Genomic DNA, 14,606 nt, shown 5'->3' with positions numbered 1-14,606 from the left:
TCCTCCCATTTTATTATTTCTTTGTATTTTGATTTTTTAGTTCTTCATCGAGAAGTCTGAAATACTCAAGCAATGCACGTGCATCTTTAAGAGAAACATTTTGATTTGTCATCTTTGTCATATACTCAGCAAGCATTTGTTTACTGTGTGGATGTTTCTCAAGATTTTCATCAGGATTTAAAACTGTGTTCATAAAAAATTCAGGTGTGACTCTTTGCAGTACATTTCTTTGTGCCGGACCAACATATCTCTCATCAAGTTTATGACAGGCTGCACATTTCGATTCAAATATTTTCTCACCATCTGCTGCCATTGTTTTGTCAATCGGTCCAAGGTTTAGTTTCTTTTTAACAGGACCAAAACCGTTTTCAAGTTCCCAATCAGAAAGTCCGGAAGTATTGGTTTTCTGATCTACTGATTTACCCGTATCACCTTCTTTATTTTCTCCGCCACAAGCGAACAAAAAGAAAATCATCAGTACAGTCACTAATGAAATTATGGCATTTTCAGATAAGGCATTTTTTATTCTAACTCTCATTTATATTATTCCTTTATTATGGTATTAGTTTGATGTGATTTTACTTTTTTCTATCGAAAAATAGGGATTTTTTAGGATTTTACATAATCAGATAAAATTGTCTGATTAAAATTAACAAAAATTTTAATCTTAGTCAACAGTTGTTTGAAATAATTAATTATGAATCAGACAGTCGAATCCGGGGTAGGTGTAATGAGTTCAGCTTCTTTTCGTTTTACAATCTTTGCAGTCAATCTTTCATCAAACAACTTGGCAATTTCAGCGCCGAGAATAAAAACCGCAGCAGAATAATAAATCCAGAACGCAACTACAATTACCAACGCATAAGCGCCGTAAATCCTGCTGAATGTAGTAAAATTAGATAAGTAAATACCGAAAAGAATTTTAGCACCCACCCAGAAAATTGCAGCCCACATTGCACCGATTGCAACAGACCGTTTGCGAATTTTGATAATGGGTATGAACTTATAAACGACAGCAAAGATGAAAAACATCACAAAGAATGAAAACGATGCAGTAAAAACTCTTTGCAACAAAGGATGATTAAAAAATTGCAGATAAGGAGTTGACTGAGCAAATGAAACAAGAAAATCAAGTATCGGGATTGTTAAAATGAAAACAAGAAACACCAATACAATAATTATAATTACCAGAAAATCACGCAGTTTTCCAAGAAATATGTTGATGTCTGTGTCTGTTCCAAAAACTTTATTTAACACAGTTCTGAGACTACTTGCAAATCCACTGGCTGCAAAAAACAAACCGATTATACCAACCCATCCGGCAATATTTCTATACTCAACTACCTCTTTGACCCGATCAAAAATAACTTCCTTTACAAAGTTGGCGTAAGTTGAATAAGGTATTACAGTATCAATAAGAGTATTAATTTGCATTTCTACTTCAACTGAGTTCAGAAATTTTCCAAGCAGCCAGAAAATAATTAATGTCATTGGAATTATGCAGACAAACAATGAAAATGCTAATCCGCCAGAGAGGAGAAAGAGATGATGGTGATCTGTTCTGTTGTACAATCCTCCGAAATAATGTTTGCTAAATTTTTCAAACCAGTGCCAGGCAGGAATCAGATGAAGAAAATAACGCAGCTTTCTGAATGATTCATATACTTTCGTCTCCTTTATTTTCTCGAGCAGTTTATTAATCACCGGTCATTATCCGCGGAATTGTGTTGAAATAAATATCTGCAAGATCATCCACTGAAACTTTAATATCATCGTTAATTTTTAACTCTGAACCACCAACTTCCCCTGCATGAATGCATGGCTGCATGGATGTATGAACGATGTTTTCAAATTCATCTTTTTTATCTGGTGATATTGAAACAATGATTCGTGATTGTGATTCTGAAAAATATGAAAAATCCTTTCTTGACTTGATCGGGATTGATACTTCAGCACCAAACTTTTTTTCTTCATTTATGATACAACACTCAGCGAGTGCACAAATTATTCCTCCTTCTGAAATATCGTGAGCAGAATTAATTAATTTATTTCTGATGAGTTCGAGAACTGTATCTTGTAATTTCTTTTCTACATGCAGATTTAGCTGCGGACAATCACCTTCAACTTTTTTATGAATTACTTTTAAATACTCGCTGCCACCAAGCTCTTCTTTATCTTCTCCTAACACATAAATCAAATCACCTTCGTTTTTGAAATAGGAAGTTGTTATGTGTGAAAGGTCTTCAACTAATCCCAGCATTCCAATTGTTGGAGTTGGATAAACCGCGAGACTTGTTCCGACCTTATCGGGATCAGGAGATTCATTATAAAAACTTACATTACCACCGGTAACCGGAGTATCAAAAAATCTGCAGGCTTCTCCCATTCCGGCAATTGCTTCTGCAAACTGCCAATATATTTCAGGTTTGTAGGGATTACCAAAGTTCAAACAATTTGTGATTGCTAATGGAATTCCTCCCGAGCAAACAATATTTCGTGCTGATTCAGCTACTGCAATTTTTGCACCTTCTTTCGGATTAAGATAAACATATCTTGCATTGCAATCAGTTTTCATCGCGAAAGCTTTATTTATTCCTTTGATGTAAATCACTGCTGAATCACAACCGGGACCAACAATTGTGTTTGTTCTAACCATTGAATCATATTGTTCGTAAACCCATTTCTTGGAAGCAATGTTTGGTGAAGAAAATACTTTCTGAAAAGTTTCCTGGATATCCTGCCTGCCGGCAGGCAGGTCTTTTGGTTCAGGCAAAGATGAGAAATCAAATTTTCTTTTTTCTTTTATATAAGATGGTTCTTTTTGTTCCCGAATGTAAACAGGTGCACCACCTCCAAGTACTAATTCAAAAGGAGGAAGTTCAGCCTCGAGTTTTCCTTTGTAATTGATGAATAGTTTATCATCATTAATTACTTCACCAATAATTTCACAATGCAGATCCCATTTTTCAAAAACTTCTCTAACTCTTTCTTCATAGCCTTTCTTCACAACACACAACATTCTTTCCTGACTTTCAGAGAGCATAATTTCATAAGCACTCATTCCCTCTTCACGTAATGGAACTTTATCAAGATTTATTTTCATTCCTGATTTACCTTTTGCACTCATTTCACTTGTTGAGCAGGAAATTCCCGCTGCACCCATATCCTGGATTCCGATCAAATATCCTTTGCGAATAATTTCAAGAGAAGCTTCGAGCAAAAGTTTTTCAGTAAACGGATCTCCAACCTGAACCGAAGGACGTTTCGATTCAGATTTTTCCGAAAGTTCTTCAGATGCAAAAGTTGCGCCGTGAATTCCATCTCTTCCAGTTGATGAACCGACAATCATCACAGGATTTCCTTCACCTTTTGCAACAGCACTTGCGAATGTATTCGTCTTTACAATTCCAACTGCCATTGCATTAACTAATGGATTTCCCTGATATGATTCATCGAAATAAACTTCACCGGCAACAGTTGGAACTCCAAAGCTGTTTCCGTAATCACCAATTCCTTTTACACATCCTGCAAATAAATATCTTGTGCGTGCATCATCCAGATTTCCGAATCGTAGTGAATTGAGGGAAGCAATTGGTCTTGCACCCATAGTAAAAATATCTCTCATTATGCCACCAACACCTGTCGCTGCGCCCTGATATGGTTCAACTGCAGAAGGATGATTATGACTTTCAATTTTAAATGCAACTGCAAGTCCATCTCCAATATCAACAAGTCCGGCATTTTCTTCACCAGCACCAACAAGCAATCTTCCACCGCTTCTCGGCAAAGTTTTTAATTGAGCTATTGAATTTTTGTAACTGCAATGTTCACTCCACATTACACTAAAGATTCCCAACTCGGTAAAAGTTGGCGTCCTGCCTAATATCTTTAATATTCTTTCATATTCTCCTTTATTGAGTCCGTGCTCTATTGCAAGTTCGAGAGTTACTTCAGGTTGTTTCATCAATTCAATTGTTTTTAATTTAAGTGTGAAATTTTAGGTAAGAAATATAAAGGATTTGTAAATGTTATTGAAAGCAGGTAGCCTCAACCTTCAGGTTGAGGTAAAATATTTCTTGGGTCTAATATTCGTTATCCTACGCAAGCTAAAGCTTGCGGCTACCAGATAAGCTACCAATTTGATTCCCAATCTTCTAAATTATAATTCGTTGATCCTTTAAAAGGATATTGCTTCCAATGTTCAACCAGTCCGGCTCTTACCGGATTATTCAAAATATATTTTATATGTATATCAAGATTTTCTTTGCGTCGCAGAATATGATCATAATAACCCTTTTGCCATTTAATCTCAGGATCATTTTTAGATAACCAGTATCCGGTTTTTTGCTTAAACATATCCAAACATTTTTTTATATCTGAATTTGATTTGTCTCCAGTCAATGTTAAATGAGCGTGATCTGGCATGAAGAGGTACACAAAAGCAGAACAATTATATTTTATCAACTCAGCTAATAATATTTTTTCAAATACTCTAAAGATGCTTTCTTCTACAAATAGCTTATTCCTATCCTTTATACAAATTGTAAATGATACAACTCTCTCACCTCTATAGATTTCAGAATCAAGCCTGTGTTTCTTCTCTCGTATTGGTTTCATTTCAAATTAGATCTGGTAGTCTCAGGCTTTAGCCTGAGAAAAATTTCTGACTTTGCAAACCTCAACCTAAAGGTTGAGGCTACCACTCTATTATTTAATACTAATGTACTTTTCCCAAATATTATAAAGTTGATAAGTCGCATAAACATCTTTCGAACAATAAACTGCAATATCTTTTATCCTTCCGGCTTCATAAAGATTTTTAACTTCCATTCCTGAAATGTCTTTTGATTTTGGCGATTCGATTCCAAATGACTGGCAATAAAAATCGAGATTAAATTTTCTTGTTGAGCCATAAAAAGTAAATTGCTCCAGTAAATCAATGTGTTCATCGCCATAACGGTAACCCATTAAATTCTTTGTGACTTTAACTCCAACCATCGCTGATCTCATCATTAAAAAAGGAACATCAAAATTTCTTCCGTTGAACGTAATAAACTGGTCAATTTGTTTTACGATTCGCCAGAAGGATTCGAGCATTTCTTTTTCTGAAAGTCCTTTGTATTGCACTTTTCCTCCGTCTGTGGCGGATTCAATTGTCCATTCTTCTTTCATTTGACTTTCATAATAGACATAAGATTTTTCTTTCTCTACATCATAAATTCCAATTACTATACATTTTGAAGTAAACGGATAAAGACTTGTGTAACGCACAGCATCATCAATCATCAACTGTCGTTTATCAGGATCAGGTTCTTTATCTGCATAACGGAGGAGATATTCTCTCTGACTCTCGGAGAGTGATTCGAAAGGATAAGCGCAGGTTTCAATATCGAAAACTATTCTTCTCATTTTGCCTCCTATTTTTTTATTGTTGTCATTGCGAGCGACCTGCCTGCCGGCAAGGCAGGAGCGAAGCAATCTTAAGACTAAAATAAGATTGCTTCATCCCTATAAATAGAGATTCGCTATGACAAAATGATTATTATCTTAAAATTTGAACTGTTGGTTCAAACACTTTTACTTTTTCAATAAAACTTTCGGGCAGTGGAGCAGACATTCTTGTTTTTGGGTCCACATGAACGATAACTACTTTTCCATCAACGATAACTTTGTTTGTTCTCAGATTTACAATCAAATGATCATATCCGAAAGATGATTTTTTAATAAAACTTATTCTTGAATACACGTCAAGGATATCATCGTGGTGCGCATAACCACTGTAATTTATTTCATTACGTACAATAAAAAACAAATTTCCATCCGAGAAAATTCCACCTTTAGGAATTAATCCCGCAGCTTTTGCATATTCTAATCTTGCAGTTTCAAAATAATTAATATAAACGGCGTTATAACAAACCCTGAGCATATCAACTTCGTGAAATCGAACTGTTACTGAAAATTTATGTTTGAAATCCTTTAAAGTTAACTGTTGATTCATTTGAAAACCTCATCAAGAATGTTTGCAGCTTTCTCAATATCATCATCATTAATATCAAGATGCGTGACTGCACGAAGTGAATCTATTGTACCCGGAGTCAGGATCAATCCTAATTCTCTGCATTTAATCAATCCTTCTTTGGGTGTCATATTGAGTGGTTTGAACAAAATAATATTTGTCTGGACCGCTTCCATATTTATTTCAAGATTTGGATTTTCTTTTATTCTTTCGGCAAGATGTTTTGCTCTCCAGTGATCTTCTTTTAATCTTTCACGATTATTTTGAACTGCATACAATGCCGCTGCTGCGAGGATGCCAACCTGTCTCATTCCACCTCCCCATGCTTTTCTGACCCGATATGCTTCGTGGATAAATTCTCTTGATCCTGCAATTGCAGAACCAACTGGTGCACCAAGTCCTTTTGAAAAACAACAGGAAATTGTATCGAAGTGTTGAGCATAATCTTTGGGTGAAACTCTGGTTTCAACACAAGCATTCCACAATCTTGCACCATCCAGATGATAATAAAGTTGATGTTTTTTCGCTAAGTTTTTCAAAGCTATAATATTATCAAGCGACCAAATGGTTCCACCGGCTCTATTGTGAGTATTTTCAACTTCAATAACTTTTGTGCGAGGCATATGATATGCAGTCGTTCTGATATAAGGTTCAACCTGATCTGATCTCAGAATACCAAGTTCTCCATCAAGCGGATAGAGTTGTATTCCGCTTAATCGTGCAGGTGAAGAAGATTCATAATTAAAGATGTGAGCTTCGCGATCGCAGATAACTTCATCACCTGGTTCAGTAAGTACATTTAAACAGATTTGATTTCCCATCAATCCGCTTGGAACATATAGAGCTGCTTCTTTACCAAGAAGTTCAGCAATATATTCTTCAAGCTTGTTTACAGTTGGATCTTCCTTAAAAACATCATCACCGACTTCTGCTTCGTACATTGCCTTCCGCATTTCAGGTGATGGTTTAGTTACTGTGTCGCTACGGAGGTCAATCAAAACTCACTCGAATGGATTTGAAATTACTAAATCTGAAATTTTTAGAAAATCATCAATGTTGCGGGTTACTAATCTTGCTTGATAAATAATTGACGATGCTGCTATAATTGAATCTCCTAATCCGGCTTTATGTTTTTTTCTTATTGCAATAGTCTTGTCTTTTATATCTTCATTAAGATTTATTTTAATAAAACCATTAAGAAAAGATTTGATTGAATAAATTTCATTGTCTGTAAGTTTTGGAAATGAAAGTAATTCTATTTCAGTTATAATAGAATAATAAACATTGTTGCTTGATAAAAACTCAGAGGTAAAAAATTTTTCGACGTGTTGATTACCATTTAGGTAGTAAATGAAGAGATTGGTATCATATACGAAATTATCCGACGGCAAGCTCCCTCTCCCATTCTTTTCTAATTTGTTTCTGGTACTCAAGACCATCAACATTATATTTTTTTAACAAACCTCTTGCTTTCTTTATAACTTCGAGATTTAATTCTTTCTTTAAGATGTTCTCATCCACTTCAACCTGAACTACTTTATTGTCAAGATATTTCAAAGATTCACGAGGTAGTGTTATAATCAACTTCTTATTTTTTTTATTTGTTTTTTGCATACTAAAAGATAAAGAATCTATCGCTATTCATCAATTACTACATTTTAAACTTACTTTTCAGCCAAATTAAGATATTCATTCCAAAAATCCAGAAAGAAAAAACCGAACAAAGAATAGGTACAATTAATGGATTCTCTGAATAAAATGTTTTTTCATCTTGCAAAGGTACTTCTCCAACTAAAGTTGTTTTCACAAACATCTTTGTTTCAGCGAGAATATTTCCTTTCGCATTAATAATGCAACTTACACCACCATTTGCGCAGCGAACAACAGATCTTCTGTTTTCTACAGCCCGAAGCATTGCAAAATCTTTATGCTGATAAGGTCCGCTTGATTTTCCGTACCAGCTATCATTGGTAACTACAGTAATTAACTCAGCACCTTTCTGAACAAAAGCAGTTACAAAAACAGGATCAACAGATTCGTAACAAACAAGACCACCAACTTTTATTGTATCAATTTTCTCATTCTTAATTTTAAATACAGTTGTATCTTTCCCAATATTCCATCCCGTAATACCAACTCCCCATTTCAGTAAATCACCAAGAAAAGCAAATTGATCAACAAATGGTACGCGTTCGCCAAGAGGTACGAGTTTCATTTTTCCATATCGCTGAATATTTCTTGAACCAGGATTGAGTCCAAGAACTGCATTGTAAGTTCTGTAATAATAATTTCCCGGTCCGGAATATTTTGAATCTTCAGGAATATTATTCTGATTCAGATCATAAATTATATCCGGCATTCCTGTTAGAAGTGAGACATGATTTGTGTCGAGAAAATTATAAATAGAATTTTCAACCATTGGGTAAGTTCCACCAAACGCATAAACAGGAAGAGCTGTCTCAGGCCAGAGAATAACTTCAGCACCTTCATCTACACATTTTTGTGAAAGTGTAAGGTACATATTTAACAGGTCACTTAGATTTCCTGTTGACCATTTATCCCATGGATTCAAATTTGGCTGAACTATTCCGATTCTAACTTTTCTTTCTGAAATCCTGAACGTTGATGTTTTGTAAATTCCGTAAATAATCATGCAGAGAAAAATAAACACAGCAATCAGTAATGGTTTCAATCTAAATTTTCTTTCCGAATTCTTTTCAAAGAAAGATTTAAAGAGAAGAACATTTAGGTATGCAGCAATTAATGATAAGCCGTTTGTTCCAACAATATCTGCACCTTGAATAAACAAATTAAACTTTGCGAGTCCGTGCCCAAGTAGAAGCCATGGAAATCTTAAATCGGTTTGTGTTAAAAGATATTCAAGTGTAACCCAGAATAACGGAAAGAACCAGATTGCATCAAATTTTGGAAATACTTTTCTGGTCAGATAAAAAAGTGTAGATGGAATTAACATCACACACGGATAAACAAGAAGCAGTGCAACACCAGCTAACATCAAATATGGATCAGCTTCGGATGACCAGCTTCCAACCCAATAAATAGTAATCAAACTGAATACCAATGAAAAAAGAAAAGTTGCGCTGCTTATCGAAGCAAGAGTTGTTCTTCTTTTTATCACAATGAAGTAAGGAATCAGTCCAACAAAAATCAAAAGTGTAAAGGGGAAAGGAAATGGTGGGAAAGATATTCCAAGAATAATTCCACTGAGAATTAACAATAATCTTTCTTTTCTTCGTTGTTTCTTTTCTTCAGGGGAAAGCTGGACCTTGTATTTAGAAAATAATTTCAAACTGCTGATTTTCTTTTTCTGAAAAAATATCTTACAATGAAAAATAAAATAATCACGATAGTAACTACAATTACAATATTACTGTAAGTTGTTAAATATTTATCCACAGATTCAACATTATCTCCAAAAATAAATCCAAGGTATAGTAAGATTGCGTTCCAAAATAAAGCCGATATTAAACATAGTGCTATCGTTCTTTTTGGGTCAAGATTACTAATCCCCGCAAAGAAAGAAATCACGGCTCGTGTTCCGGGCATAAAACGGTTAACTACGACAATGACGTAGCCGTATTTTCTGAACCAGGTTTCAACTTTATTAAGCGACTCAACAGGAATAAATCTGAATTTTCCTGAGTGAATTAATTTTTTATCTACAGTCGCTCCAATGTAAAACATTAATGAAAAACCCAGAATGCTACCAAGAGTTGCAAATGAAAGTGCAAGTAAAAAATTAATATCGCCGGTACCAATAAGTGTTCCACCCACAACTGTAACAAAGTCACTTGGTGATGGTGGAAAAACATTTTCAATAAATGCAAAGAAGAAAAGTGTAATGTAAATCCAGAATGGCGGAAATGTTGCAATCCTGGAAAGAATATCTTCAAACATTATTTTCTTACTACTGTTGCAACTGCCATAACTGATATTCCTTCTTCCCTTCCAACGAATCCAAGTTTTTCAGTTGTTGTTGCTTTGATTGAAATACGATCAGAGCCGATATCAAGAATCTTTGAAATTTTTTCTTTCATCTTCTGTATGTAGGGAGAAATTTTTGGCTGCTGAAGCATTACCACAGCATCAATATTGTTAACATAAAATCCCCTGTTACGTATAAGTTCGTGAGCCTTCTTCAGAAATACTGTGCTGTCAGCATTTTTATATCTCACATCATCATCAGGAAAGTGAGTGCCAATATCTCCAAGTGAAAGTGAACCAAGCATTGCATCGGTAATTGCATGCAAAAGTGCATCAGCATCAGAGTGCCCTGATAATCCTTTATCGTGAGCAATTTCAATTCCTCCGAGAATCAGTTTTCTTCCTTCAACGAATGCGTGGACGTCAAATCCAATTCCGGTTCTTAAATCTATAATCAAAATTTTACCTCAAAATCTGTGAATTCATTTTTTGTTTCCTGCCAATCTACTTTACAGGATTTAACAGAAGCGTGGATTGGTCCGACTTTTAATTTCTTAATTAACTCTTCAATAATGGCTTTCTCACCTTCAACAACTGTGAGGACTTCACCGGTATAAAGATTTTGGGTATAGCCTTTTAATCCAAGTATTTGCGCTTGACGAATAACAAAATATCTATAACCAACTCCTTGCACCAAGCCATTAACAACAATTTCAGCACGAACTTCCATTTATAAATAAAAATTGTTTTATTGCTCTATTGTTAAATTGATAAAAGCAATATAACAATAAAACAATTTAGCAATTAATCCAGAACATTGGTTCCCGAAAGTCATATTCATATTTAGAAAATTTTATATTTAAGTTTTGTTCCTAATTGAATACCCAAAACTCTTCAGCAGATTTTCATCACTTCGCCATTTTTTTCTGACCTTAACTCTCAGTTCAAGAAAAACATCTTTTTGCAAAAACTCCTCGATTGATTCTCTTGCAGCCTGTCCAAGTTTTTTAATTGCGGTTCCACCTTTGCCGATAATAATAGCTTTCTGGGAATCTCGTTCAACTACAATTTCTGCACTGATGAAATTTTTTCCTTCTTCTCTTTCTTTAAATTCAATAATCAATACCTCACTGCTGTACGGAATCTCATCACGGTAATGCTCAAGAATTTTTTCTCGTATAATTTCTGAGACAAAGAATCTTTCATTAGCATCAGTCACCTGATCATCAGGAAAAAGTTTCGGTCCTTCGGGAAGAAAGCGAACTATTTCTTCTTTTACTCTTTGAATATTAAAGTTGAGTGCTGCTGAGATTGGAATAATTTCTTCAAATGACTTCCTTTTTTCAAAATGCTTTAACAGCTCAGTGACTTTTTCCTGGTTGCTCAAATCAACTTTATTTATCACCAGTAATTTAGGTTTTGATGATTTCAAAACTGATTCACTGATAAATTCCTGATTAAGCAGAATTTCACCTAACGGATCTTCAGCTACATCAATAACTAATAAAATAACATCTGCATCATCAAGTGAAGTTTTAACATCTTCCATCATCTTTTCCTGAAGAAGATATGATGGCGAAAGAATGCCCGGAGTATCAAGAAAAATTATCTGGTAATCTTCTTCACTTAAAATTCCGAGAATTCTTTTTCTTGTTGTTTGTGGTTTTGATGTGATAATTGAAAGCTTTTGTCCGAGCAGAACATTTAACAGAGTAGATTTGCCTGAATTGGGTAAACCAAGTATTGCAGCGTAACCTGTCCGGTGATTAGTCATTATCTATTATGAATATTCCAAAGTGAATTAAAAGGACTTCGGAAAAATACTCTCGAAGGAATTGAATTGCTATATTGTTAAATTGTTTTATTGTTGGAGAACAGTTAATTGATATAACAATACAGCATTAAAGCAATGCAACAATTCTTAATAATGGATAAATATTTTCAAATAAGTTAGAAAAATGGCAGGAAGAAGTTAATTCCCCAGATTAGTTTTAGTCCGTTTCTGCATTTCAAAAAAGAAATAACCAGATATCAACAGGATCAGAGAAAAGACCGATCCAATAATTGACAAGCTTGTTCCACTGAATAAATTATGGATGGTTCTGACCAGTCCTTCGCTTAGACCAGATACAGAATCAAAAACAGATTCAGAGCCGTTTGCAGCAGACGTAGTTGCTGAAATCATTGCAGAGATAGAAATACCAAACATTATAAGGCAAAGTAATACTATAAATGTTACTACTGAAGCAATAAAATATTTCTGCTGTTTTGGAACTGTTGATCTTTTTACTATTTGCTTCATCAACTTTTCGGTAAAGCCAGCAGTAACTTCATCTTCAGTAATTGCAGATAAATTATCGTGAACTAACTTTAGTGCATTGAATTTTCTTTGCAGCTCTTCTGAATTACGAATAATGGATTTTACCTGATCAGCTTCTGCGCTGCTCAACTCACCGTCAAGATATTTATTTAATATATCATCTGTAATCTGAATCATTGTAATTCTTCGGCTAATTTATTTTTTAAGATTAAATCCCGTAATGCATTTCTTGATCTGTAAAGCATAACTTTAACATTTGAAATGCTCATCCCCGTTACATCACTTATCTCATCAATTGTCATTTCATTTAAATAGAACATTGTTATAATCGCTGAATATCTCTCCGGTAATTTACTAATTGTTCTATGAACAAGATCCTTAACATCTGTTTTCTCGATCTCATCAGAATTATATTCACTTTCAAGATTGATGTAATCTTCTACAGACGTCATTTCAGTTTCTGTTTTTCTTTTCTGAGAAGATAATTTCGTTACAGCTGAATTATAGACAATTCTGTAAAACCAGGTTGAAAATTTTGATTCACCTTTAAAATTCACCAACGACTTATAAGCTTTCAAAAAACAATCCTGTAAAACTTCTTCGGCATCGAAATCATTCTTCAGCATTCTCTTTAACATTGAAAATGCTTTATTCTTGTATCGATTCACTAAAATTGAATAATCAGAACTATTGCCTTTTCTAACCGAATCGATTATTTCCTGATCAGAAAGATTTCTCATTCAAATGTTAGACTCTGAGTTGGTGATATTGGTTACACAAAGTTTATTTCCTTTGAAAAATATATTGCGAAAACAACAAAAACAATAAATGAACGCTAAAAGTAATTTTAATCTTGCTAACATAGTGTAACCTAACAGCAGGAATAAAAGTCTCAACTATTAAACAACAGAAAGGAAAAGAAAATGCAAGAAGAAGTAGTTGCCGTATTTATTCCGATAGTAATGTTTCTAATTATCGGATTGATCTGGGTTACATTTATATATTACCGTTCCAGAGAAAGACAAATGCTGATAGAAAAAGGATTATCTTCTGAAGATATAAAAAAATTCTTTGAACAGAAGAGAGATCCTTTCTGGCTTATGAAAATCGGCATCATCTCTATTTTCTTTGGAATAGGATTGGGAATCGGTTTAATGTCTGGTGCGGAAGAGACCCGTGAAGTAGTTACACCTGCTTCAATATTTATTTTCACAGGAATTGGTTTTGTAATTGCGAACATCTATGGAAACAGGTTGAGACGTGCATACGATTTAGAAAAAAAGGCTAGTAGTTAGAATGAAAGCCCCTTCCCTTTGGGAAGGGGTTTGGGGTTAGGCCTCTTGTGCTTCCAGCCACTTTTCAGCATCGATAGCAGCCATACAACCTGATCCAGCCGCAGTTACAGCCTGACGATATTTACTGTCACTCACATCACCGGCAGCAAAAACTCCTTCGATGTTAGTGTAAGTTGAACCGGGCTTAACTTTCAGATAACCAACTTCATCCATATCAAGCAGACCTTTGAATATTGCTGTATTTGGTTGATGACCAATTCCGATAAATAAACCATCAGCATTAAATTCTTCAGTTGAATGATTCTGTGTATCTTCAAGAACAACTCCTGTCATTCTCTTTATTCCATTCTGCTCAACACCAACAACTTCTTTAATTGTTTTATTAAGCATGAATTTTATTTTCGGATTTTTCTCGGCTCGATTCAACATAATATTTGAAGCTCTGAAACCTTCTCTTCGATGCACAACTGTAACTTCTGAAGCGTGGTTTGTAAGATAAGTTGCTTCTTCCATTGCAGTATCTCCGCCGCCAACAACAAGTACTTTCTGATTTTTAAAAAAGAATCCATCACAAGTTGCGCAAGCAGAAACTCCATATCCCATATATTTCTTTTCACTTTCCAAACCGAGCAGTTTTGCTGAAGCACCGGTTGCAACTATTACTGCATCAGCAGTATAAACATCATCATAAGATTTTAGAACAAATGGTCGCTTTGAAAAATCGACTTCTGTAATTTCTTTGTAGATACTTTCAGTTCCAAATCTTTGCGCTTGTTTCCTCATTATGTCCATCAATGCAGGACCCTGAATGCCGTGTTCGAATCCGGGATAGTTTTCAACTTCAGTTGTGATTGTTAATTGACCACCGGGCTGCATTCCTTCAAAGATAACAGGTTTCAGATTTGCTCTTGCTGTATAAAGCGCTGCCGTAAATCCCGCAGGGCCTGATCCGATAATTATTATTTTGTGATGATTATCTGACATTTCTTTCCTTTAAATGAATTATAGTTAAAAATTAATTTCTGAAGAT

At 34.7% G+C, this 14,606-nt stretch carries 18 protein-coding genes; 1 reads left to right on the top strand and 17 read right to left on the bottom strand.

Going from position 1 to position 14,606, the window contains the following annotated elements; all coding sequences use genetic code 11:
• Window positions 1-13: 13 nt before the first annotated feature.
• From HND39_11135 to HND39_11060, 16 genes are all read right to left on the bottom strand, one after another.
• Window positions 14-538, bottom strand: a complete 525-nt coding sequence (locus HND39_11135; protein QKJ96788.1) for a cytochrome c — start codon at window positions 536-538, stop codon at window positions 14-16.
• A gap of 164 nt (window positions 539-702) precedes the next feature.
• Complete coding sequence (locus HND39_11130; GenBank protein ID QKJ96787.1) at window positions 703-1,704, bottom strand: YihY/virulence factor BrkB family protein; 1,002 nt, start codon at window positions 1,702-1,704, stop codon at window positions 703-705.
• Window positions 1,697-3,964 carry a phosphoribosylformylglycinamidine synthase subunit PurL gene (gene purL / locus HND39_11125; GenBank protein ID QKJ96786.1) on the bottom strand — a complete coding sequence of 756 codons (2,268 nt, stop codon included), beginning with the start codon at window positions 3,962-3,964 and terminating at the stop codon, window positions 1,697-1,699. The genes HND39_11130 and purL overlap by 8 nt, the downstream gene beginning before the upstream one ends.
• A gap of 167 nt (window positions 3,965-4,131) precedes the next feature.
• Window positions 4,132-4,617, bottom strand: coding sequence for a hypothetical protein (locus tag HND39_11120; protein ID QKJ96785.1), 486 nt, complete (start codon window positions 4,615-4,617; stop codon window positions 4,132-4,134).
• 90 nt (window positions 4,618-4,707) lie between these two features.
• Entirely contained in the window at window positions 4,708-5,409 is a 702-nt protein-coding gene (locus HND39_11115; protein ID QKJ96784.1) for a 3'-5' exonuclease, read from the bottom strand.
• Window positions 5,410-5,542: 133 nt separating this feature from the next.
• Complete coding sequence (locus HND39_11110) at window positions 5,543-5,998, bottom strand: acyl-CoA thioesterase (protein ID QKJ96783.1); 456 nt, start codon at window positions 5,996-5,998, stop codon at window positions 5,543-5,545.
• Window positions 5,995-7,014 (bottom strand): aminotransferase class I/II-fold pyridoxal phosphate-dependent enzyme, encoded by a 1,020-nt coding sequence (locus HND39_11105; GenBank protein ID QKJ96782.1) that lies wholly within the window; start codon window positions 7,012-7,014, stop codon window positions 5,995-5,997. The genes HND39_11110 and HND39_11105 overlap by 4 nt, the downstream gene beginning before the upstream one ends.
• A gap of 3 nt (window positions 7,015-7,017) precedes the next feature.
• Complete coding sequence (locus tag HND39_11100) at window positions 7,018-7,407, bottom strand: type II toxin-antitoxin system VapC family toxin (protein ID QKJ96781.1); 390 nt, start codon at window positions 7,405-7,407, stop codon at window positions 7,018-7,020.
• Complete coding sequence (locus HND39_11095) at window positions 7,394-7,600, bottom strand: hypothetical protein (GenBank protein QKJ96780.1); 207 nt, start codon at window positions 7,598-7,600, stop codon at window positions 7,394-7,396. The genes HND39_11100 and HND39_11095 overlap by 14 nt, the downstream gene beginning before the upstream one ends.
• A 67-nt stretch (window positions 7,601-7,667) precedes the next feature.
• Window positions 7,668-9,326 carry an apolipoprotein N-acyltransferase gene (lnt, locus tag HND39_11090; protein QKJ96779.1) on the bottom strand — a complete coding sequence of 553 codons (1,659 nt, stop codon included), beginning with the start codon at window positions 9,324-9,326 and terminating at the stop codon, window positions 7,668-7,670.
• Window positions 9,323-9,934 (bottom strand): DedA family protein, encoded by a 612-nt coding sequence (locus HND39_11085; protein ID QKJ96778.1) that lies wholly within the window; start codon window positions 9,932-9,934, stop codon window positions 9,323-9,325. Before HND39_11085 ends, lnt begins: the two co-directional genes overlap by 4 nt.
• Complete coding sequence (locus HND39_11080; protein ID QKJ97977.1) at window positions 9,934-10,416, bottom strand: 2-C-methyl-D-erythritol 2,4-cyclodiphosphate synthase; 483 nt, start codon at window positions 10,414-10,416, stop codon at window positions 9,934-9,936. Before HND39_11080 ends, HND39_11085 begins: the two co-directional genes overlap by 1 nt.
• On the bottom strand, window positions 10,416-10,691 hold the full coding sequence (locus tag HND39_11075; GenBank protein QKJ96777.1) for an acylphosphatase: 276 nt from the start codon (window positions 10,689-10,691) through the stop codon (window positions 10,416-10,418). Before HND39_11075 ends, HND39_11080 begins: the two co-directional genes overlap by 1 nt.
• A gap of 129 nt (window positions 10,692-10,820) precedes the next feature.
• A complete protein-coding gene (gene era, locus HND39_11070; protein ID QKJ96776.1) occupies window positions 10,821-11,735 on the bottom strand; it encodes a GTPase Era in 915 nt (304 codons plus the stop codon).
• Between the two features lie 198 nt (window positions 11,736-11,933).
• The gene (locus tag HND39_11065; protein ID QKJ96775.1) at window positions 11,934-12,458 is read right to left on the bottom strand and encodes a hypothetical protein; all 525 of its coding nucleotides are present in this window, start codon (window positions 12,456-12,458) and stop codon (window positions 11,934-11,936) included.
• Entirely contained in the window at window positions 12,455-13,021 is a 567-nt protein-coding gene (locus HND39_11060) for an RNA polymerase sigma factor (protein ID QKJ96774.1), read from the bottom strand. The genes HND39_11065 and HND39_11060 overlap by 4 nt, the downstream gene beginning before the upstream one ends.
• Before the next feature lie 183 nt (window positions 13,022-13,204).
• On the opposite strand from HND39_11060, the gene HND39_11055 reads away from it, so the two are divergent.
• Window positions 13,205-13,576 (top strand): hypothetical protein, encoded by a 372-nt coding sequence (locus HND39_11055; GenBank protein ID QKJ96773.1) that lies wholly within the window; start codon window positions 13,205-13,207, stop codon window positions 13,574-13,576.
• Window positions 13,577-13,612: 36 nt separating this feature from the next.
• Here HND39_11055 and trxB read toward each other — a convergent pair whose 3' ends face one another.
• Window positions 13,613-14,560, bottom strand: coding sequence for a thioredoxin-disulfide reductase (gene trxB, locus HND39_11050; protein QKJ96772.1), 948 nt, complete (start codon window positions 14,558-14,560; stop codon window positions 13,613-13,615).
• Between the last annotated feature and the right edge of the window lie 46 nt (window positions 14,561-14,606).

The organism is Ignavibacteriota bacterium (genome assembly GCA_013285405.1).
GTDB lineage: Bacteria > Bacteroidota > Ignavibacteria > Ignavibacteriales > Ignavibacteriaceae > IGN2.
The sequence above is the reverse complement of the archived record's forward strand: the minus strand, read 5'-3'. Positions and strand labels throughout refer to the sequence as shown.